The sequence below is a fragment of the Caulobacter sp. GW821-FHT09H08 genome (assembly GCF_059415885.1).
In genome coordinates this window covers 552,970-574,560 of sequence record NZ_JBWKOC010000001.1, presented here as the reverse complement: position 1 = coordinate 574,560, position 21,591 = coordinate 552,970, and the positions used below count along the sequence as shown (strand labels likewise).

The window sequence follows — 21,591 nt, the reverse complement described above, 5'->3', positions numbered from 1 at the left end:
TTACGGCGCGGACAACGTTGTCATACCCCTCGACGCCGATCCATAGGCCGTTTATTTGTGTGACAAATAGCCAGAACAAGATCGGGTTGGAAACTCCAAATGAAGCGTCGCGGCCAGTTTTTGACAGCGCTAACAGGAGTCTTGCTGTCTGGGGGGGCCACCCTCCGGGCGGAGGCCGCAGAACAGGTCGTCGTCTCGCCCAGTGGTCGGACCGAAATCCGCATTTCGGACGAAAGTGGTCAGGCCAATTTCACGTTAAAGTTCAAGGGCGAGACCCTGATTTCTCCCTCGCCGCTCGGCTTGGTGCTGGACAAGGGCGGCAGTCTCTCGCGCAACCTCAAGATCGTCGGCGCGACCAGCCGCAAGGTCGACCAAACCTATGATCTGGTCGCCGGCAAGGCCCGCACCGTGCGGGACAACTTCACCGAAACGACCGTAGAATTTCTTGAAGCCGGCGGGATGCAGCGGCGGCTGAAAATCGTCGCCCGCGCCTATGATGACGGCGTCGCCTTCCGTTACGTGCTGCCCGACCAGGCGAATCTGGCCGGGGTAGCGATCCGCGTGGAGGAGACGCGATTCGACTTCGCCGCGGACGATCGCTGCTGGGCGCTGAACCTCGGGCGGTTCGGCACGTCGCATGAGGGCGAGTACGACCCGGTCCAGGCACGGAGCTTCCGCGCCTCGGCGCTCTACGAGCTGCCGGTGGTCTGCCAGACGAAAAGCGCGGCCTTCGCCATCGCCGAGGCGGACCTCAAGGACTATGCCGGCCTCTACCTGACCGGCCGGGGCGACGGCGGCCTGGGCCTGGAGACCAAGCTGTCGCCGCGCCTGGACGATCCATCGAAAGCGGTGCTGACGCGGATCGGGACCGACACCGTATCGCCCTGGCGGGTGGTGATGGTCGGCGAAGGGCCTGGAAATCTGGTGGCCTCGAACCTGATGACCAGCCTGAACCCGCCGACGGCCCTGACCGACACGTCCTGGATCAAGCCCGGCAAGGCGGCCTGGGACTGGTGGAACGGCGGCAAGGTCGCTGGCGCCGAAGGGATGACCGATGCGGCGATGAAGGGCTTCATCGACTTCGCGGCCGCCAACAAGCTCGACTACATGCTGATCGACGACGGCTGGTACGTCGGCTCGGGCCAGGCGCCGAAGGTTCTTCCGGGTACGGACGTTACCCGCGCCATCCCCGCGATCAACATCCACGACCTGATCGCCTACGGCCGCGACAAGGGCGTCGGGATCATGGTCTGGGTCCACTGGAAGGCGCTGGACGCCCAGATGGACGAAGCCCTGGCGACTTACGAAAAGTGGGGCGTGAAGGGGATCAAGGTCGACTTCATGGACCGCGACGACCAGCAGATGGTCGACTTCTATCACCGCCTGCTGACCAAGGCCGGCGGGCGCCACCTGATGGTCGACCTGCACGGCGCCTATGCCCCGCGCGGCCTCGCCCGCACCTATCCGCACTATGTCACCCAAGAGGGCGTGCTGGGCGCGGAGTACAACAAGTGGAGCCGGCGGATCACCGCCACCCACAACGTCACCCTGCCCTTCACGCGGATGCTGCTGGGGCCGATGGACTACACGCCGGGCGGCTTCAAGAACGTGGCGCCGGCGGCCTTCCAGAACCAGTTCATCCTGCCCACGGTGCAGACCACGCGCGGCCAGGCCCTGGCGATGTACGTGGTCTATGACAGCCCGCTCTCCATGGTCTCGGACAGCCCGCTGACCTATGCGGCCTCGCCGGCCGGGCTCGACTTCATCAGCGCCGTCCCGACGACCTGGGACGAGACCCGCGTGCTGTCCGGCGCGATCGGCGAGCACATCGTCATCGCCCGCCGCAAGGGTGACGACTGGTGGGTGGGGGCCATGACCAACGAGACCGGCCGTACGGTGAAGGTCCCGCTGGGGTTCCTGGACGGCAAGAACGGCTACAGCGCCGACATCCGCCAGGACGGGGCGACGCCGACCGAGCTCGAGCCGGAGCATCGCGTGGTCTCGGCTAAGAACGTCCTGGCGCTGAAGCTCGCCCCCAGCGGCGGCGGCGTCATCCATCTGAGCCCGGTGCGCTGATGACCCTCACGCGACGCGACCTCATCGCCACCGGCGCCGCCCTCGCCGCCTCACCCGCCCTGGCCGCAACTCGTTTCCAGCCCACCTGGGAGTCCCTCGCCGCCGGCTACCAGGTCCCCGACTGGTTCCGCGACGCCAAGCTCGGCATCTGGTCGCACTGGGGGCCGCAGTGCGTGCCTGAGTTCGGCGACTGGTACGGCCGCCAGATGTACCAGCAGGGCAACCGCTACTACGACCACCACGTGAAGACCTACGGCCACCCGGCCGACTTCGGCTTCATGCAGTTCATCCCGCGCTGGAAAGCAGAGCGCTGGGATCCGGAAGACCTGATGAAGAAGTACGTCGCGGCGGGCGCGAAATACTTCATGTCGATGGCCAATCACCACGACAACCTCGACATGTTCGACAGTCGCCACCACGCCTGGAACACCACGCGGGTCGGGCCCAAGCGCGACATCGTCGGGACCTGGGCCAAGGTCGCACGGGCGCACGGCCTGCGGTTCGGAGTCTCCAACCACGCCGCCCACGCCTGGCACTGGTGGCAGACGGCCTATGGCTACGACGCCGAGGGGCCGCGCAAGGGCCAGCGCTACGACGCCTTTCGGCTGACCAAGGCCATGGGCAAGGGCCAGTGGTGGCAGGGCCTGGATCCGCAGGAACTCTATACCGGCGGCAGCATGGTCATCCCGGACGGGATCGACAGCATCAAGGCCGCCAACGCCTGGCACGACAGCCACGACGGCGACTGGATCGAGACGCCGCCACCGAACAATCCGGGCTTCGTGCGCAACTGGCTGCTGCGCCAGAACGACCTGGTCGATCGCTACCGGCCCGACCTCGTCTATTTCGACAACTACACCCTGCCGCTGGGCCAGGCCGGCCTGGACGCCACGGCCCGCTACTACAACCAGCGGGGCGGCGACGTGGTGGTGACGGGCAAGAAGCTGTCGCCCCTGCAACGCCGGGCCATCGTCGAGGACGTCGAGCGTGGCTTCTCCGACCGCCTGCGCGACGAGCCCTGGCAGACCGACACCTGCATCGGCAGCTGGCACTACGACCGGCCGCTCTATGAGCGCGGCGGCTACAAGTCGGGCCGCGATGTGATCCAACGGCTGATCGACGTGGTCAGCAAGAACGGCTGCCTCTTGCTATCCATCCCCCAGCGCGGCGACGGCTCGATCGACGACAAGGAAGAGAAGGTGCTGGCCGACATGGCCGGCTGGATCGCGGTCAATGGCGAGGCGATCTACGGCACACGGCCCTGGCGGGTCTTCGGCGAGGGCCCGACCAGGCTCAGCGAAGGCATGCAGAACGAGGGCGGCGCCAAGCCGTTCGAGGCCGCCGACATCCGCTTCACCACCAAGGCCGGCGCGCTCTACGCCCTGCCGATGGCCTGGCCGACGGGGCCGTTGCGGATCGAAAGTCTGGCGCCAAAGGAAGGTGGAAGCGCACCGGGCGAAGTGCGGCGTGCGACCCTGTTGGGCGGCGGCGATCCCCTGCCCTTCCGGCGCGAGGCCGGAGCTCTGGTCGTCGACCTGCCCGACCGCCGACCGGCCTTCACCCCGGTGCTGAAGATCGAGGGACCGGGCCTGGCCTAGGGACCTGAAAAAAGGGGCGGTCCCGAAGGTCCGCCCCTTTCCAGTCTAAAGCCGCTCCCGTTCGGACAGGTCGGCGACCTGACCCGTCCGTGCGGTCGTCAGGCTATCGGAAAAGACTCAGGATCGCCGAGCTCGACGCGTTGGCGATGGCCAGCGCCTGGATGCCCAGCTGCTGCTTGGTCTGCAGCGATTGCAGGCGAGCGCTTTCCTTGGCGAGGTCTGCGTCCACCAGGTTGCCGACGCCGGCTTCCAGGCTGTCCTGCAGCTTCCCGACGAAGGTCAGGTGGGTGTCCAGGCCCGTCGACGAGGTGCCCAGCGAAGCCAGCTTGTTGGTGGCGGTGCCGATGGCCTTGTCGATCAGCAGCAGCTGCGACTTGGCGTTGGCGGCCGAGGTGAAGGTGAAGGCGGCCGACAGGCCCAGGCCGGCCAGGTTCAGGCTCTTGGCGGCGACGGTGAAGCCCGCGCCATCCGTGTTGGCCAGGAAGGTCATCTTCGTGGTCTTGCCGTCGGCGATGCTGACGCCGTTGAACTTGGCGTTGCCGGCGGCCTTCTCGACCTGGTCACGCAGCGAGTTGAAATCCGACTTCAGCGCGTTGAACGACGCCGTGTTCAGCGAGGTGTCGGAAGCGGCCAGGGCCTTTTCCTTCATCTTGCCGAGCAGGTCGGTGATGGTGTCGCCGGCGGCCAGGGCCACGTCGATGGTCGACTGGCCGCGCTGCAGCGAGTCCTTGATCGCATTGATGCTGTTGGCGGTCGCCGCCTGGCTCTTGGCCATCGCCCACACCGCGCCATTGTCCTTGGCGCTGCCGATCTTCTTGCCGGTGCTGATGCGTTGTTGGACGACGTTGAGTTCCGCACTTGTCGAGTTGAGATTCTGAAGCGCGATGAGCGCCCCGGCGTTCGTGTTGATGCTGTTCAGCGCCATGACGAAACACTCCTTTTCCGAGGTGTCCGCCCGTCGTTTTGACGGTCGGTGGGCGTTTTACCCACCGCGACAATATGACGCTTGCCTTTCAATAAAGTTGATCGAACCTTGTTACACAATTAACAGATCAAAGAATCTGATTAACCTCAATTCAGATTCTGGAAGTCATTCGCGCCGAAATCAGAGTCCAACTGAGATTTATACTGGCACTTGAACTGCAAATACATGTGGCCGCGAGTCCGATTAGACTCAGATCGACTCTTCGCCCAAAGAAAAAGGGCGGACCCGAAGGTCCGCCCCAACGCCGACAATGATGTCGACGACTTTTCCGGATTAGCGGAACAGGCTCAGGATCGACGAGCTCGAGGAGTTCGCGATCGACAGGGCCTGAATGCCCAGTTGCTGCTTCGTCTGCAGCGATTGCAGCTTGGCGCTTTCCTTGGCCAGGTCGGCGTCCACCAGGTTGCCAACGCCGGCGTCCAGGCTGTCTTGCAGCTTGCCGACGAAGGTCAGGTGGGTGTCCAGGCCCGTCGACGACGTACCCAGCGAAGCCAGCTTGTTGGTGGCGGTGCCGATGGCCGAATCGAGCTTCGTGAGGATCGACTTGGCGTTGGCGGCCGACGTGAAGCTGAAGGCGACCGAGAGACCGATACCCGACAGGTTCAGGCTCTTGGCGGCGACCGTGAAGCCCGAACCGTCCGTGTTGGCCAGGAAGGTCATCTTCGTGGTCTTGCCGTCGGCGATGCTGACGCCGTTGAACTTGGCGTTGCCAGCGGCCTTTTCGATCTGATCGCGCAGCGAGTTGAAGTCAGACTTCAGCGCGTTGAACGAGGCGGTGTTCAGCGAGGTGTCGGAAGCGGCCAGAGCCTTTTCCTTCATCTTGCCGAGCAGGTCGGTGATGGTGTCGCCGGCGGCGAGCGCGACGTCGATGGTCGACTGGCCGCGTTGCAGCGAGTCCTTCACCGAGTTCAGCGACGACGCGGTGGCCGACTGGTTCTTGGCCATGGCCCAGACCGCGCCGTTGTCCTTGGCGCTGCCCACCTTCTTGCCGGTGTTGATACGCTGCTGGACGACCTGCAGTTCGCCGTTGGTCGAGTTCAGGTTTTGCAGGGCGACCAGAGCGCCCGCGTTCGTGTTGATGCTGTTCAGCGCCATAACGAAATAACTCCTATTCGAGGTATTCCGACGTCATTTTGACTGCCGGTGGGCGTTTTACCCACGACAAGTATCGCTCAACAGCCTTTCCAGTTCGTTGAAGGAATCCACAATACGTTATTAAGATACAGGTCTATTTTGTTAATAATGAAATGGACAATAGGTAAACTTTGAAGTCCGCAATAATCAATCTTGTCTCAAAACGACACAGAAGTTGTCCCAAAATGGCACAACTAAGCTGAAAATCACACCAACGACCGCGAAACAGGACCTCACCGGTCAGCTCGCCCAAAGCCGAATAGATTCAAGACGATGCAGACCGTCGTTCGGCGCTCAGCGTTCGGCCAGATAGAGGCGGCGCGAGCGATAGGGCTTGGCGATCGCCCGGATGGTCAGGACGAAGACCAAAGCCTTCCAGACCTCGGACAGGAATGAAGCCGATAGAAAGCGGGATTGGCGACGCATCGAGAGACTCCCTTTCCTCATCAACGAAGAAAAGGCCGACCGGCTCCCCCTTTCCCAAAAGAGAGGAACCGATCGGCCTCGACACCCGGCCGCAGGAACGCGCGGCCGGTTACAACGGAATTCAGCCGTGCAGCTTGATCGCGGTCTCGGCGATCTTGCGGCCCTGGTAGCGGGCGCCGGTCAGCTCGTTCTCGCTGGGCTGACGCGAACCGTCGCCGCCCGAGATGGTGGTGGCGCCGTACGGGCTGCCGCCGGTGACTTCGTCCAGGGTCATCTGGCCGGCGTGGCCGTAGTCCAGGCCGACGATCGTCGTGCCGAAGTGCAGCAGGTTGGTGATGATCGAGAACAGGGTGGTTTCCTGACCGCCGTGCTGGGTCGCCGTCGAGGTGAAGGCGCCGGCCACCTTGCCGTGCAGCGCGCCACGGGCCCACAGGCCGCCGGCCGCATCGAAGAAGGCCGCGACCTGCGAGGCCATGCGGCCAAAGCGGGTCGGAGCGCCGACGATGATGGCGTCGTAATTGGCCAGGTCCTCGACCGAGGCGACCGGGGCTTCCTGGTCGAGCTTGAAGTGCGCGCCCTTGGCGATCGCTTCCGGAACGGTTTCCGGCACGCGCTTGATGTCGACGGTCGCACCGGCTTCGATCGCGCCCTCGGCGACGGCCTTGGCCATCGTTTCCAGGTGGCCGTAGGACGAATAGTAGAGAACCAGAACCTTGGCCATGACGGCCTCCTTGCCTTGATGTCGGTGGCGAGGGCGTCTTGTCCTCGTCGTTGGCGGAGGTTTTGCTCCAGCTTGGACTTGCGCGATATCCGAATAAAATCGTCTAATATGTTCGAATTTCTCGAACGATCATGACGACGATGAGCGAACCCGGAACTCCCACCCTCGACCAGCTGACCGTGTTCCTGACCATCGTCGAGGCCGGCGGCTTCGCCGCGGCGGCGCGGCGACTGAACCGGGCGCCGTCGGTGATCAGCTATGCGATCGCCAATCTGGAGGCCCAGCTAGGCCTGACCCTATTCGACCGCGACGCGGCCAAGAGCCCTGTACTGACCGAGGCCGGCAAGGTGGTGCTGGCCCAGGCCCGGGTCATCGCCGGCGACGTCGCCAGCTTGCGCGCTCAGGCCAAAGGCCTGCTGCAGGGCTTGGAGGCCGAGGTTCACCTGGTGCTGGACGTCATGCTGCCGACGGCCAGGGTCGTCGACGCCCTGCGGGCCTTCCGCGAGGCCTATCCCACCGTCCATCTGCGCCTGCACGTCGAGGCCCTGGGCGCGGTAACGCAAATGGTCCTGGACCGCCGCGCCACCCTGGGCGTCGCCGGCCCCACGGAGGTGGTCTATGGCGGCGACGAGCTGGACTACATCGCCGTGGGGGCCACCAAGCTGATCCCGGTCGCCGCCCCTGAACATCCCCTGGCGCAAGGACCAAACCCACCCGGCGCCGGACGCGCCCACACCCAACTGGTGCTGACCGATCGCTCGAAACTGACCGAGGGCCGCGACTTCGCGGTCTCCAGCGCCCACACCTGGCGCCTCGGCGACCTGGGGGCCAAGCACCTGCTGCTGAAGGAAGGCTTCGGTTGGGGCAACATGCCCGAGCCGATGGTGCGCGAGGACATCGCGGCGGGGCGCCTGGTGCGGCTGGAGATGCCGGACCTGCGCGAGGCGGTGTATCCGCTGCACGCGATCTATCGCGGGGACACGCCGCCGGGACCAGCGACGGCGTTTTTGATTGAGCGGTTTAGGGGACAGGCATGAGCGAGTTTCAAGAGAGCTGGGATCGCTCTCACCCAGAGCTTTCGCCGATCGGCTACATCATGCGCGAAGGTGGCGCGAAACATTGGGTGCGGTTCCACTCGCTGCCAGAGTCGAAGCGCTATCCTGAGAACAAGCGCGAGATGGACATCGTGTTGAGCCGCGCGGACGCGATGGCGCGCTACACACTCGGCCATGGAGACGTCTGGCTCGTTCAGGCCGACGGCCGCAACGCATCCGAACTTCCGTACGATCAAGCGCCCGCGCAAGTTTTCCGGACCGACTATGGAGCCATCCGGAAGTTTGGCTTGCAGCTCGCGGCCGAACACACCGTACCCGACGACGATGGAGACCCCGCTTGGGACCTGGTCTGGCGCTTCTATGCCGGCCGTGTCCGGTGGAGCCGTCGCCGCTTCACGACGCTGATGCGCAATGTCGCAAAGGATGTGGCCCTGCAAACGCTTTGGATGTCGCCCGAAACAGGCGCGGTCTTCGCGCCCTACGACGGTGGTGCGGACCTCTTCCTACCGACTGAGGCAGCGGTCGCGGAAGCCAAACGACGTTGGGCCGCCTGGCTTCCGCAAAACCCCGAGGGGCTGTAGGCGCGACTACTTCCGCGTCACCACCACCGCCTCGCCGGCGTATTCCACCGCCGCATCCACCGCCGCAGCGAAGTCGGTCGGCCTCGCGCCCGCTCCGATGAAGCGCACCTTGAACGTCCGCTTCTCCGCCATGCCGTCGAACCGACCCGACCGCGCGCCGATCACCACCCGCCCCGAGGCGTTGTCGTAGGTCACCGGGATCCGGCTGTAGGCCCCGCGCTGGTAGGCCATGGTCAGGCCGTCGTCCTCGTAGAGCTCGAACTTGCCGTCCTTGCCCGTGTAGACGACGAGCGTGATCGGCAGGTCGGGCTTCTCGCCGATATATTGCTGGACCTCGGTGGTCGGCACGATCGAGCCGGCCTTCACATAGAGCGGCATCCGGCCCAGCGGGGCGGCGGCCTTGATCGTCTGGCCGCCGGCCAGGGCCTTGCCGGTCTCGAAGTCGTACCAGGTAGTCCCGGCCGGCAGGTAGACGTCGCGCGAGCGGGCCTTGAACTGCGTCACCGGCGCCACGAGGAACGCCGAGCCGTAGAGGAACTGATCGTTGACGTCCCGCGCCTTCAGGTCGCTGGGGAAGTCCATGACCAGGCCGCGCATGATGCTGCCGTCGCGGTGATAGGTCTCGCCCGCCAGAGTCAGGGTGTAGGGCATCAGCCGGTAGCGGAGCTCATTGTACCAGGCGAGGCTCTTGTAGACCTCGGTCCCCTCGTCCGCGAGGTTCCAGATCTCGCGATACGGGAACTCGCCGTGGCTGCGGAACAGCGGGCTGAACGCACCGAACTGGAACCAGCGCAGGTTCAGCTCCTGCCACTCGGCCCAGTGCTTGGGATCCTTGTTGGTATAGCGATCCTCGACCGAGAACCCGCCGATGTCGGTGGTCCAGTTGGGCAGGCCCGACATCGAGAGGTTCACGCCGGCCGAGATCTGGTCCTTGAAGTCGTCCCAGCGGGCCACGACGTCGCCGCTCCACACCGCCACGCCCTGGCGCTGGATGCCGCCAAAGGCCGAGCGCGAGAAGATGTACGAGCGCTTGTTGGGCTCACGCGCGTGCTCGCCGTCGAAGACGCTCTGGGTATGCAGCAGCGGGTAAGAGTTGAAGAACTCCGCCCCCGGCCCCTTGGCCGTCGGCCCCATGCGCAGGGTGCGCTCGGGGATGTCGAGGTTGGAGTGCATGTCCGGCTCGTCGCTGTCCATCCACCAGGCGTCGATGCCGACGCCGCCCAGGTTGTCCTTGACCTGGCGCCAGTAGATGTCACGCGCTTCCTGCGTATAGGGGTCGTAGAACGAGTTCAGGTAACCCGGCCCCACCCAGTCCAGCGCGCCCTGGTCGGTGTTGCGCTTGTACATGAAGCCCTTGGCGTCGAGCTCCTTGTAGTTGTCGGTGGTCGGATAGAACTTCGGCCAGATCGAGATCATGAAGTGGGCGTTCAGCCCGTGGACGTCCGCCAGCATCTTCTTGGGATCTGCGAAGCGCGTCTCGTCGAACTTGTGGCTGCCCCAGCTGTCGTCCTTCCAGTAGCGCCAGTCGAGGACGATGTTGTCGAGCGGCAGGCCGCGCTTGCGGTATTCCTTCACGACGTCGACCAGCTGGTCCTGCGTCTCGTAGCGCTGGCGGCTCTGCCAGAAGCCGTACGACCAGCGTGGCATGGCCTGGGCCTTGCCGGTCAGTTCGCGATAACCGCTGACGACCTGGTCCAGGTTGTCGCCGGCCACGAAGTAGTAGTCGATCGCGTGGGCGACGTCCGAGGTCAAGGTCAGGGACTTCTGCTCGGCGGCCGGGATCGGATTGTTGTGCAAGAGGGCGATGTAGCCGTCGTTGGGATCCCACTCGACGCGGACCTTGTGGCGGGTCCCGGCCTTCATCGGTGCGGTGAAGTTGTGGAACCACGGGTTCCAGTTCTGTCGCCAGCGGTCGATCTTCAGCTGCCCGTCGACCCACAGCTTGGCGTAGCTGGACGAGTACAGCTTGAACTTCTGGAGCCCGTCGACCTTGCCCTCGACCGCGCCTTCCCAGACCACGGTCGCGCCCTTCAGCGGCTTGCCCTTGGCGTCGCTGACCTCTTTCGGCCAGTTGGGCAGGTCGTCGAGATACTGGTAGTCGATGTCGGCCTCGACGCGGGTGAACTTCAGCTCGCCCTTCACATAGTACTTGGCCGTGAAGCCGCCGGGCTTGCCGCTGGCGTCGAAGATCTTCAGGTCGCGCGAGGCCAGGGCGTAGGGCGTAGGGTCGCCGAAACGGGTGATGCCGTTGTTGTCCCACAGGACGCCGTAGTTGCGCGTCGACAGCACGAACGGGATGGCGATGTCGCGATTATATTGCGCCAGCTCGACGTCCTGGCCGTTGTAGTTCATCTGGCCGTTCTGGTGCTGGCCCAGGCCGTAGAAGGCTTCGTCCGTAGACGGATTAAATCGCTGTGAGACACCGTAGAAGCCCTTGCCGTCGATGGTCAGGGGCTTGAACGCCGCCCGGCCCTGCTCGGCCAGCACCGTCTTGCCGGCCGCGTCCTTGAACGACACCGCGCCGGTCGATAGGGCCACTTCCGCCGTCGCCTTGCCAGCCTTCAGCACCACCTTGCCGCCGGCCTCGCTGACCGTGAAGCCAGAGGTCTTCGGGGCCGCGATGACCATCAGGCTCTGGGGCGTGTCCAGGCTGTCAGTCGGCGAGGCCGTCACGCGGATAGCGCGGTCGCTCATCACCTGCAGGCGGATCTTCTTGGCCGGGCCCGAGGCCGGAGTGACGACCACGCCGTCGGCGGTCTTCTCGAAACCGCCGTCGAGCGCGAAGGCGGAGGTCGAGGCCATAAGCGCGAGGCTGAAAGCGGAGAGAGCTAGGATACGCATGGCTGGTCCCGTCAGTAGGTGGCGAGCTTGACCCGCAGGATCTGCGCGCCGCCGGTGAAGTTGAGGCCGTAGTCGGTCTGGTCGCCGTTCCACAGGCGGTCGAAGACCCATTGGCCGTTCTCGAAGTGGCCTTCCTCGACGCGGGCCATCAGCATCGCCTTGCCGTCAGGGCGGCCGAACTCGAAGCGGACGTTGCGGCCGGTGACCAGGAACTCGTCAGAAGATAGCTGGGCGACGACGCCGCCGCCGTCGGGACCTTGCGGACCGGGCGGGCGATCCTTGAGCCAAGTCCAGTCGGACGCCCCGAACTGCCACTTGCCGTAGCGCAGGGTGACGGTCCAGGCGCCCAGGGTCGTCGTCTGGGGGCTGCGGTCGTCGGGCTCGGAACCGCCGAACACCTTGCCTTCGAAGGACAGCTTGGCCCACGCGCGGGCCATCGGCGCCAGCAGGCGGTAGTTGGCCGCGAAGGCCTCGATCGTCGCCTCGTCCAGCTTGGCCGCGCCCAGCGGGAAGTTGGCGTAGCCGGTATAGTCCATGCCGAACGGCGAGAAGCCGATGCCCTGCCTGCCCAGGGTGTCGAAGACATAGCGGGCATAGACCGGATCGTTGCCGGTCTCGGCCACGAACAGGGCGTTGTCGGGCCGCTTGTAGTGGGCCAGGGCCGCCGAATACTTGACCGACTCCTTCATGTAGATGTCGGGCGCGATCAGATCGACGGAAGGCGCGGCGGCCTTCCAGACCCCCAGCACATTGTCGGTCGGCCCGCCGGCCGAATAGCTCTTGGGCTCGCCCGGCTTGATGGGGTCGCGCAGGGCGGCGTTGACGTACATCGGCAGCGGATAGACCGCCTTGCCGGCCGCCGTGACCTGATCGACGAAGCGGCCGATGTGCCAGGCATGGAAATACTCGTCGGCGTCCTTGCCGAACGCCTGGGCCCAGGTTCCGGGCTTCGCGCCCACGGCCTTCACGAGCGCTGCGGGCGCGGGACCGTCGAACACCCTCTGCGCCGCCGGGCCGAAGTCACGGACCGTGCCGTAGGTGCCGGTCTCGTTCTCGACCTGGACCATGATGACAGTGCGCTCGGCCGCGTCCTTGGCCTTCAGATGGGTCATCAACGCCACGAACGCCTTGCGGTCGGCGTCGAGCGTCGACTGGGCCAGCGGCGACATCGAGTACGAGCGCTGGCCGTCCTCCTTCTTCAGGCGCGGGAAGCGCTTGTCGTCCAGCTTGACCCACTCGGGCGCGTAGGACGGCGAGGAGTTCTTCCAGGTGCCGAACCACAGCAGCACCAGGCGGACGTCGTGCTCACGGGCCTGGGCCAGCAGCAAGTCCAGATACGAGAAGTCGAACTGGCCCTCGACCGGCTCGATCTGCTCCCAGGCGACCGGAACCTGGACGGTGTTGGCGCCCAGCTTGGCGACCGCCGGCCACACCTTGGGCATCTGCGAGGGCCAGGCGGACGAGTTGTTGACCTGGGCGCCCAGCATCAGGAACGGCGCGCCGTCGACCATCAGGGCATGGCGGCCGTTCTTCTCGACGAGGCGCGGGATCTCGCGGTCGGCGGCGAGCGCGGCCGAGCTCAGGACCAGGGCGGATGCCAGCCCCAGGATCGCAGCGAAGCGTGATGGTCCCATCGCCTCCTCCCGTACGCGGCGCGCCATCTTGGTAGCGCTACCAGTATTTGTCGGACGATTACCGCGCAGAAGGGCGTCGGCAAGTCCGGAAAATGCCACCGATCAAAAAAATCCGCGCACCGCCGCAGGTGACGATGCGCGGGTCAAGACGCCGCGCGACCTCGGGGAGAGGTTGCCGCGCGTGGCGCGCGGAGGCCGGTGAGACCCTCCTCGCGCCGTCGATCCGGCAATGGCTCCGGCTCGACTGAGCTTGTCCGACTATAGTCATATTATTCAGACCATCAAGCGCTTTTGATAGCGTTGTCATTGGTCTGGAGCCTGACAGAACCGGGCGATGAAGGCGGCGTGCGACGGCAGGGCCTCGGCTGCCTGGCGCACAGCTTCGCGGCGCCGGCGCATGCCGTCGGCCAGCTCGTCCAGGGGGATGTCGTCCGCCTTCGGATGGTGGCTCTCGGGCACGATATCCTGGCCCAGATAGATCGAGATCCAGCTGGGCTCGAGAAACGAGTCCTCGGTCTTCAGCAACGCCTCGCCGGTGCGGCGGAAGCGGTCCAGCTGCTCCTTCAGGGCGTCGGGCGGATCGATGTTGGCGATGTGCTTCCAGAACGGCGAGTCGTCGCGGCGGGCCGTGATGTAGTGCAGCACGATGAAGTCCCGGATGTGCTCGATCTCCTCGGCGCTGATCCGGTTGAAGGCCTCGGTCAGCTTCGGATCGAAGTCGCGGTCGGGGAAGTACTCGATCAGCCGCCCGATGGCGTTCTGGATCAGGTGGATGCTGGTGCTCTCCAGCGGCTCGATGAAGCCCGACGACAGGCCGACCGCGACCACGTTGCGGTTCCAGATCTTCTTGCGGCGACCCGTGACGAACCGCAGCGGCCGCGGGACGTCCTGGGCCTTGCCGTCCAGCTTGGCGAGCAACACCGAAGCCGCCTCGTCCTCGCTGATGAACGCGTCGCAGAACACATGGCCATTGCCGGTTCGGTGCTGCAGCGGGATCCGCCAGCGCCAGCCGGCCGCGTCGGCGCTGGCGGTCGTGTAGGGCGTCAGCTCCCCGACCCGATCGCAGGGCACGGCCAGAGCGCGATTGACCGGCAGCCAGTGGGACCAGTCGTCATAGCCGGTCTTCAGCGCGCCCTCGATCAGCAGGCCCCGGAAGCCGGAGCAGTCGATGAAGAGATCGCCCTCGATGCGGCGGCCGTCCTCCAGCACCACCGCCTCGACGAAGCCGTCGGCGGCGCGCAGCACGACGTCGGCGATCTTGCCCTCGGTGCGCGTGACGCCCTTGGCCTCTGCGTAGCCGCGCAGGTAGCGGGCGTAGAGGCCGGCGTCGAACTGGAAGGCGTAGGAATAGTTCGAATAGACCGAGCGCGGATCCGGCGCCGGCGGCCGGAAGCGGTTGCCCAGCGCCATGTGGGTCGTCAGCGAATAGGCCTCGTGGCTGGTCGGATCGCCCGCCGCCCGCAACCGCCGCCAGTGATGGTGCGGCGAGATCCCGTCGATATTGGGCCCGAAGTCGCCGAAGCCGTGGAACCAGCGCGAGCCCGGGACCAGCCAGTCCTTGAACTCGATGCCCAGCTTGAAGGTGGCCTGGGTCGCCTTGATGAACTCGATCTCGTCGATGCCCAGCACGGCGTTGAAGTTGCGGATCGGCGGGATCGTCGCCTCGCCCACCCCGACCGTGCCGATGGCCTCGGATTCCACGAGCTCGACCGTGGTCGTCTGGTTCTCGAAGAACCGCGACAGCCCGGCGGCCGTCATCCAGCCGGCCGTGCCGCCGCCGACGACCACCACCTTGCGGATACGCCTGTCGCTCATCTTCACGCCCCTTGGACAGCGAGATCGCCCTCGCCCTTCGACAAGCTCAGGGTGAGGACGATCTCGTGCCGGAACTAGTAGGAAACCTCACCCTGAGCTTGTCGAAGGGCGAGGCTTCCGTTTTCGCCAACCCTAGAAGGTGTACCGAACCTGGGCGTTGAACCGGCGGCCGGTGACGAACCAGGCGCGGCCCTTCATGCCGATGTTCTGCTGCATCAGCTGCTTGTAGGTGCTGTCGGTCAGGTTCTGGGCCTCGACCCCGAACGTGATGTTCGGCGTGACCTTGTAGAACACCGAGCCGTCCAGCTGGCCGTAGTCGTCGGCCCAGGTCGGCAGGGCCCAGCGCTGGTCGTAGCCCTTGGTCGCGGCGTTGAAGCCGTTGCTGCCGTTGGTGCCGTTGACGTTCACCGCCTGCAGGTACTTGGAGCGCCAGTTGTAGGCGAGGCGGGCCGAGATCGGACCCTTCTCGTACATCAGGGCGACGTTGTAGCTGTGCTTGGACAGGTAGGTCAGCGGCAGGGCGCTGAACGTCGAGCCGTTGGTGTCCACGCCGAAGGTGTTCTGGGCCAGGGCGGTCAGCTGGCTGGTCGTGGCGTTCTTCGGGTTGGCGTAGAGCTTCTGGCTGGAGTCGACATAGGTGTAGTTGGCCTGCACCCCGAAGCCACTCAGCCAGCCCGGCAGAAAGTCGAAGAACTGGCTGTAGGCCACTTCGAAGCCCTTGGCCGTGCCATCGGCGCCGTTGACCGGCGCGGTGGTGGCGAAGTTGTAGACCGTCCCGTTCGTGGCCGCGTACGGCACGTTGTACAGGGCGTTGTTCACGACGTCCTTGAGGTCCTTGTAGAACACCGCGGCCGTCAGCGAGCCCGTCGGGGCGAAGTACCATTCCAGGGTGGCGTCGTACTGGTTCGACTTGGTCGGCTTCAGGTACGGGTTGCCGCTGCCGGTGCCGGTCAGGTCGGCGACGGCGTTCGTGCCCGAGCCGCTGATACCGACGCTGAGGGTCGTGTAGGCCTGCAGCTGGCTGTAGTCGGGACGCGCAATCGCCTTGGCCGCCGCGAAGCGGGCTTGCAGCTGGTCGCTGAACTTCACCCGCACGTTCAGGCTGGGCAGAACGTTGGTGTATTCGTTGTGGTAGGTGCTCTCGGTCGTGGTCGCCGTGAAGATCGGGATCTTGCCGGCCGGGATGCTGGGATCGACCGTCGGCGTCGCGGCGCCGACAAACGAGCCGATCGCTTCCGAGCGGGTCTTGACCACGCGCACGCCGACATTGCCGTCGACCGGATACTGGGCCTGGTCGAAGCCGAAGCGCAGCATGGCGTAGCCGGTATAGGTGTTCTCCGACTGCTCGTTGATCGCGCCCGGACCGTAGGAGGCCGGCGTCCAGGTATAGGCCTGGTCGTAGATGCTGTTCTTGGCGCGGAAGCTGTGCAGCAGCTTGTAGCTGTCAGGCCAGCCGTTCGCGAGTTCCAGCGCCGGGAACACCACCGCCGAGGGCAGGGTCGCGTTGCCGTTGAAGAAGTTCGGGAAGGCGTAGGTCGTGGTCGGCGCCTTGTAGGTCCCCACCGAGGCCAGACTGTTCATGTACCAGCCCAGCATCCAGGTCTGGCTGACGGCCTGCCAGTTGTAGGGCGTGTTCTTGTTCAGCGCAGAGCGGTCGGTGAAGCGGGCGCCGAAACGCAGCGACTTCAGGACGTCGCTGTCGAAATTGTATTCGACGTCGCCGCGCCAGGCCCACTCCTTGCCGACGCTCTCGTCGAAGTGGTCCATCGTGAACGCCCAATAGTAGTTGTTGGCGTTTGTCATGTAGGTCTTGTCGACCCCGATGCTTGGCAGCGAGCCCGTCAGGTCGACGGTCTCGGACGGGATCAGCAGGCCCGTGGCGACGGTCGAGTCGAAGCCCTTGGTCGTGCCGCGCACGTACTGCAGGTCGGTCTTGATCGACAGCCTGTCGTCCGGCGTCCACTGGGTCGACCACGAGAAGTCGGTGGTGACTGACTTGCGATTGGCGGCGCGGACGTCGTCGTTGAACGGGATGCCGCCATCGGCCGGGTTCGACAGCACGCCCGAGGTCAGGACGCCCTTGTCGTCATACTTGCCGTTGGTGACGACGATGTTGCCCGGATTGCCGTTCGCCGAGAAGATCGCGAGCTCGCCCCACTTCATCTCGTAGTCGCTGCGGAAGCCCGTCAGGCTGGTCTGGAACTTGTCGTTCGGCTTCCACTGCAAGGCGCCGTAGAGGCCCAGGCGCCGGCGGTCGAAGTCCAGGGTCCGCCATTGCAGGCCGTTGGGCAGCCACACGGTCTTGCCCGTGGTGTTCCAGGTGTTGCTGGCGTCCTGGGTCACCGGCTGGTGCGGGAAATAGGGCTCCTGCTGGATGGCGTCGGTGCGGGTGTGGCTCTTGGAGAAGGCCACGTCGAACAGGGCGCCGATCTGGCCGACATTGGTGTCCCAGCGGTCCGAGACCAGCAGCGAGGCGGACGGCTTGGCCTTGCCCTTCGACAGCTCGCCATAGCCCAGCGAGGCCGAGGCGCCGATCTTCAGGCCCGGGAAGTTGAAGGGCAGTTGCGTGCGCAGGTTCACCAGGCCACCGATGGCGCCTTCGATCTGCTCGGCCGAGGGGTTCTTGTAGATGTCGACGCCGGCCATCAGTTCGGGCGGCACATCCTCGAACGACAGCGAGCGGCCGCCGTTGGCGGTGAAGCTGTCGCGGCCGTTCAGCTCTGAGCGGACATAGGTCAGGCCGCGGATGTTGACGCCCGAGCCTTCGACCGAGAAGTGCTCCGGATCACCCCGGGCCATGGTGTGGTCGATGGTGACGCCGACGACCCGTTGCAGGGCTTCAGTGACCGAGCGGTCGGGCAGCTTGCCGATGTCGTCGGCGCTGATGCCGTCGATGATTTCCGAGGCGTTCTGCTTGATCTTCTGGGCCGACTGGATGGCGGCGCGCTGGCCGGTGACGACGACCTCTTCGACGGCCGTATCGTCCTTGGCCTTCTCCTGCGCGAACACCGCGCTAGGTGCGGCGACGCAAAGCACCAGCGCGGATGCGCCGGCGAGCATGAACTTCCGATGTGACGAATCCTGGCGCGTCATGAGCCGTTCCCTTCCCCCTGTTGAAGAGCCGTCCCGGGCCGTTCTGGGGGCCTGGTGACGTGCGGCGCGCGGACGCCGCTGCTCCATGGTTGGTAGCTATAATCGTATAAGTGCTACCTTCAAGCCGAAATTGATAGCGCTATCATTTCGCAGGTGAAACGCTGTTTTTCCGCCACACCCCTTTGAACTACAGGCGTAATTCGTCCGAAGGCGGCTGGAAACGCTTCCACAAGCGCCTCGGATTGCCTTGATCATTATTATATTATAAATGCCAGGGTCAGCGATGAAGACAGGCCCGTGGGGCCGGCGTTAGGGACGGTTATGAGCGACGGAAACGCGGGCAAGCGCCTGCGCAGCGGCGGCACGTACGGCAAGCTGGATCGGGATGGGTTCATCCACCGATCCTGGATGAAGAGCCAGGGCCTGCCCGACGACGTATTCGATGGCCGTCCCGTGATCGGCATCTGCAACACCTGGTCCGAGATCACCCCCTGCAACGCCCACCTGCGCGAGATCGCCGAGCACGTGAAGCGCGGTGTCTGGGAGGCCGGCGGCCTGCCGCTGGAGTTCCCGGCCATGTCGCTGGGCGAGACCCAGATGCGGCCTACGGCCATGCTGTTCCGCAACCTGCTGGCCATGGAGGTCGAGGAGTCGATCCGGGGCAATCCGATCGACGGCGTCGTGCTGCTGGGCGGTTGCGACAAGACCACGCCGGGCCAGCTGATGGGCGCGGCCAGCGTCGACCTGCCCACCATCGTCGTCTCGTCCGGCCCGATGCTGAACGGCAAGTTCCGCGGCAAGGACATCGGCTCGGGCACCGACGTCTGGAAGTTCTCGGAAGCCGTCCGCGCCGGTGAGATGAGCCTGACGGACTTCATGTCGGCCGAGGCCGGCATGAGCCGCTCGCCGGGCACCTGCATGACGATGGGCACAGCCTCGACCATGGCCGCGATCATCGAGGCGATGGGCCTGTCCCTACCCTACAACGCCAGCATCCCCGCCGTGGACGCCCGCCGCCGGGCCCTGTCGCATGAGACCGGCCGGGTGATCGTCCAGATGGTCAAGGCAGACCGGACCCTTTCCCAGGTCGCCACCCGCGCGGCCTTCGAGAACGCCCTGCGCGTCCACGCCGCGATCGGCGGCTCGACCAACGCCGTCGTCCACCTGCTGGCCCTGGCCGGACGCCTGGGCGTGAAGCTGGATCTGGAGGACTTCGACCACCTGTCGCGCGACGTGCCGCTGTTGGTCGACCTGCAGCCGTCGGGCCGGTTCCTGATGGAGGACCTGCACTATGCCGGCGGCCTGCCGGCGGTGATGAAGCAGCTGGAAGCGGTGCTCGATCCCGAGGCCCCGACCGTGGCCGGCCACCGCATCGGCGCCCAGTACGAGGCCGCCGAGGTGTTCAACGCCGAGGTCATCCGCACGATGGCCGACCCCGTGAAGCCCGACAGCGGCATCTGGGTCCTGCGCGGCAACCTGGCCCCCGGCGGCGCGGTGATGAAGCCCAGCGCGGCCTCGCCCGAACTGCTCAGCCATCGCGGCAAGGCCGTGGTGTTCGAGACCATCGAGGACTTCCGCGCCCGCATCGACGACCCGGACCTCGACGTCGACGAGACCTCGATCCTGGTCTTGAAGGGCTGTGGTCCCAAGGGCTATCCGGGCATGCCCGAAGTCGGCAACATGCCGCTTCCCCGCAAGCTGCTCGAGAAGGGCGTCAAGGACATGCTGCGCATCAGCGACGCCCGCATGAGCGGCACCGCCTACGGCGCGGTGATCCTGCACGTCTCGCCCGAGTCGGACGCTGGCGGCCCGCTGGCCGTGGTCCGCAACGGCGACGAGATTGTCTTCGACGGGCCAGCCCGCTCGCTCAGCCTGTCGATCAGCGAGGCCGAGCTGGAAAGCCGCCTCGCCGCCTGGCGCGCCGATCGTCCGGCCCCGAAATACACGCGCGGCTACGCCAAGCTCTATGTCGACCACGTGCTCCAGGCCGACCAGGGCGCGGACCTCGACTTCCTGGTCGGAGCCTCGGGCTCGGTCGTGACGCGCGAAAGCCACTGATGGACCAGGACATCGTCATCGTCGGCGACTGGGGCACCTCGCGCCTGCGCCTGTGGCTGCGCCAGGGCAAGAGCGTCATCCACCGCCGCGACGGCCCGGGCGTCTCGGCCCTGACCGACACGCCGGAGAAGACCTTCCTCGACCTGGTCGGCGACTGGCGCGAGGCCAAGCCGGCCGGCGCCCTGCTGTGCGGCATGGTCGGTTCGCGCATCGGCTGGGTCGAAGCGCCCTACGCCGCCTGCCCGGCCGGTCCCGCCGACGTGGCCGAGAAGACCATTCGCATCGAGGCCGACGGCCTGCCGGTGACCATCGTGCCGGGCCTCTCCTGCACGAACCCGCTGGGCGGTCCCGACGTGATGCGCGGCGAGGAGACGCAAGTCTTCGGCGCCCTGGCGCTCGACGGGGCCTTGCGCGTCGGCCGCCATCTGCTGGTCCTGCCCGGCACCCACAACAAGTGGACCGTGGTCGAGGACGGCAGGATCATGGGCTTCGTCACCGCTCCGGTCGGCGAGACCTTCGCCCTGCTGAAGCAGCACTCGACCCTGGCCGCCGGTGGCGGTTCCCAGGCCGACGGCTCGGCGGAAGGCTTCGCGCTGGGCCTGCAGCGCATCGCCGAGCACGGCGCGGCGCGCCTGCCCCACCTGATGTTCGAGACCCGCTCGCGGCAACTGCTCGACGGCACGAGCCCCGCCGACGCCATGGGCTACCTCTCGGGCCTGCTGATCGCCGCCGACGTCGCCGCCGCGCGCGACTGGTTCGGCCCCATGGACGCCGTGACCGTGATCGGCGCCGGCGCCCTCAGCGACCTCTATGTCCAGGCTCTCGCCCAGATCGACGTCGGCGCGACTGTCGTCGACGGCGACGCGGCCGTCCTCGCCGGGCTTTCGGCGATCTCCAGAACTCAGGACCAGTAGCTTATGACCACCACCGCCCCCCTGCCCCCCATCGTGGCCATCCTGCGCGGCGTGAAGCCGGACGAGGTCGTGGACATCGCCGCCGCCCTGGTGGCCGCCGGGATCAAGGGCATCGAGGTGCCGCTGAACTCGCCCGACCCGCTGGAGAGCATCAAGCGCCTGTGCGACGCTTTCGGCGACCAGGCCCTGTGCGGCGCCGGCACGGTGCTCTCAGCTCAAGCGGTCGACGACGTCGCCAATGTCGGCGGCAAGCTGATCGTCACGCCCAACACCGATCCCGAGGTCATCCGCCGCGCGGTGGAGCTGAACCTCGTCGCCATGCCCGGCTTCGCCACGCCCTCGGAGGCCTTCGCCGCCGTGAAGACGGGCGCCAAAGCCCTGAAGCTGTTCCCGGCCGGGACCTTCGGGCCGGGCCACATCAAGGCGGTCAAGGACGTGCTGCCCAAGGACATCCTGGTCTACGCCGTCGGCGGCGTGGGCGCGGCCAATCTTGAGCCCTGGCGCGCCGCCGGCGTGGCCGGCATCGGCGTCGGGGGCGAACTCTATCGTCCGGGCTACACGGCCCAGGAGGTCGGCGAACGCGCCGCCGCCCTGGTCGCGGCCTGGGACCAGAAATAACCGTCAGGGCCACCAAGGCCATCAACGAGACGGGGGGAAGGA

General features: G+C 66.0%; 15 protein-coding genes and 1 pseudogene. 8 read left to right on the top strand and 8 right to left on the bottom strand.

The window, feature by feature from the left end:
- The first annotated feature begins 99 nt into the window (after nt 1-99).
- Complete coding sequence (locus AC07NN_RS02805; RefSeq protein ID WP_494637609.1) at nt 100-2,076, top strand: glycoside hydrolase family 97 protein; 1,977 nt, start codon at nt 100-102, stop codon at nt 2,074-2,076.
- Complete coding sequence (locus tag AC07NN_RS02800; protein WP_494637608.1) at nt 2,076-3,674, top strand: alpha-L-fucosidase; 1,599 nt, start codon at nt 2,076-2,078, stop codon at nt 3,672-3,674. Before AC07NN_RS02805 ends, AC07NN_RS02800 begins: the two co-directional genes overlap by 1 nt.
- A gap of 103 nt (nt 3,675-3,777) precedes the next feature.
- Here AC07NN_RS02800 and AC07NN_RS02795 read toward each other — a convergent pair whose 3' ends face one another.
- The 4 genes from AC07NN_RS02795 to wrbA all read right to left on the bottom strand — a co-directional run bounded on the left by AC07NN_RS02795 (nt 3,778) and on the right by wrbA (nt 6,940).
- Nucleotides 3,778-4,599 carry a flagellin gene (locus AC07NN_RS02795; protein WP_494637607.1) on the bottom strand — a complete coding sequence of 274 codons (822 nt, stop codon included), beginning with the start codon at nt 4,597-4,599 and terminating at the stop codon, nt 3,778-3,780.
- Between the two features lie 333 nt (nt 4,600-4,932).
- Nucleotides 4,933-5,754: a flagellin gene (locus tag AC07NN_RS02790; RefSeq protein ID WP_494637606.1), complete on the bottom strand. Its 822-nt coding sequence runs from the start codon at nt 5,752-5,754 to the stop codon at nt 4,933-4,935.
- A gap of 333 nt (nt 5,755-6,087) precedes the next feature.
- The gene (locus tag AC07NN_RS02785; protein ID WP_494637605.1) at nt 6,088-6,219 is read right to left on the bottom strand and encodes a hypothetical protein; all 132 of its coding nucleotides are present in this window, start codon (nt 6,217-6,219) and stop codon (nt 6,088-6,090) included.
- Nucleotides 6,220-6,340: 121 nt separating this feature from the next.
- Nucleotides 6,341-6,940, bottom strand: coding sequence for an NAD(P)H:quinone oxidoreductase (gene wrbA, locus AC07NN_RS02780; protein WP_494637604.1), 600 nt, complete (start codon nt 6,938-6,940; stop codon nt 6,341-6,343).
- A gap of 140 nt (nt 6,941-7,080) precedes the next feature.
- On the opposite strand from wrbA, the gene AC07NN_RS02775 reads away from it, so the two are divergent.
- The gene (locus AC07NN_RS02775) at nt 7,081-7,977 is read left to right on the top strand and encodes a LysR family transcriptional regulator (RefSeq protein WP_494637603.1); all 897 of its coding nucleotides are present in this window, start codon (nt 7,081-7,083) and stop codon (nt 7,975-7,977) included.
- Nucleotides 7,974-8,576 carry a DUF3885 domain-containing protein gene (locus tag AC07NN_RS02770; protein WP_494637602.1) on the top strand — a complete coding sequence of 201 codons (603 nt, stop codon included), beginning with the start codon at nt 7,974-7,976 and terminating at the stop codon, nt 8,574-8,576. The genes AC07NN_RS02775 and AC07NN_RS02770 overlap by 4 nt, the downstream gene beginning before the upstream one ends.
- Before the next feature lie 6 nt (nt 8,577-8,582).
- On the opposite strand, the gene AC07NN_RS02765 is transcribed toward AC07NN_RS02770, so the two are convergent.
- The 3 genes from AC07NN_RS02765 to AC07NN_RS02755 all read right to left on the bottom strand — a co-directional run bounded on the left by AC07NN_RS02765 (nt 8,583) and on the right by AC07NN_RS02755 (nt 14,866).
- A complete protein-coding gene (locus AC07NN_RS02765) occupies nt 8,583-11,528 on the bottom strand; it encodes a glycoside hydrolase family 31 protein (RefSeq protein ID WP_494637601.1) in 2,946 nt (981 codons plus the stop codon).
- The gene (locus AC07NN_RS02760; protein ID WP_494637600.1) at nt 11,429-13,078 is read right to left on the bottom strand and encodes a GH35 family beta-galactosidase; all 1,650 of its coding nucleotides are present in this window, start codon (nt 13,076-13,078) and stop codon (nt 11,429-11,431) included. The genes AC07NN_RS02765 and AC07NN_RS02760 overlap by 100 nt, the downstream gene beginning before the upstream one ends.
- A 276-nt stretch (nt 13,079-13,354) precedes the next feature.
- Entirely contained in the window at nt 13,355-14,866 is a 1,512-nt protein-coding gene (locus tag AC07NN_RS02755; RefSeq protein ID WP_494637599.1) for a tryptophan halogenase family protein, read from the bottom strand.
- Between the two features lie 11 nt (nt 14,867-14,877).
- Between AC07NN_RS02755 and AC07NN_RS02750 the strand changes: the two are divergent.
- Nucleotides 14,878-14,984 (top strand): annotated as a pseudogene (locus AC07NN_RS02750) (hypothetical protein); the annotation flags it as partial.
- Nucleotides 14,985-14,998: 14 nt separating this feature from the next.
- Here the strand turns inward: AC07NN_RS02750 and AC07NN_RS02745 are convergent.
- The gene (locus AC07NN_RS02745; RefSeq protein WP_494637598.1) at nt 14,999-17,959 is read right to left on the bottom strand and encodes a TonB-dependent receptor; all 2,961 of its coding nucleotides are present in this window, start codon (nt 17,957-17,959) and stop codon (nt 14,999-15,001) included.
- A gap of 321 nt (nt 17,960-18,280) precedes the next feature.
- Between AC07NN_RS02745 and AC07NN_RS02740 the strand changes: the two genes are divergently transcribed.
- The 3 genes from AC07NN_RS02740 to AC07NN_RS02730 are packed head-to-tail and all read left to right on the top strand — an operon-like array spanning nt 18,281 to nt 21,549.
- Nucleotides 18,281-20,017, top strand: a complete 1,737-nt coding sequence (locus AC07NN_RS02740; RefSeq protein ID WP_494637597.1) for an IlvD/Edd family dehydratase — start codon at nt 18,281-18,283, stop codon at nt 20,015-20,017.
- Nucleotides 20,017-20,931 (top strand): 2-dehydro-3-deoxygalactonokinase, encoded by a 915-nt coding sequence (locus tag AC07NN_RS02735; RefSeq protein ID WP_494637596.1) that lies wholly within the window; start codon nt 20,017-20,019, stop codon nt 20,929-20,931. The genes AC07NN_RS02740 and AC07NN_RS02735 overlap by 1 nt, the downstream gene beginning before the upstream one ends.
- 3 nt (nt 20,932-20,934) lie before the next feature.
- Nucleotides 20,935-21,549, top strand: coding sequence for a 2-dehydro-3-deoxy-6-phosphogalactonate aldolase (locus AC07NN_RS02730; RefSeq protein WP_494637595.1), 615 nt, complete (start codon nt 20,935-20,937; stop codon nt 21,547-21,549).
- Nucleotides 21,550-21,591 lie beyond the last annotated feature (42 nt).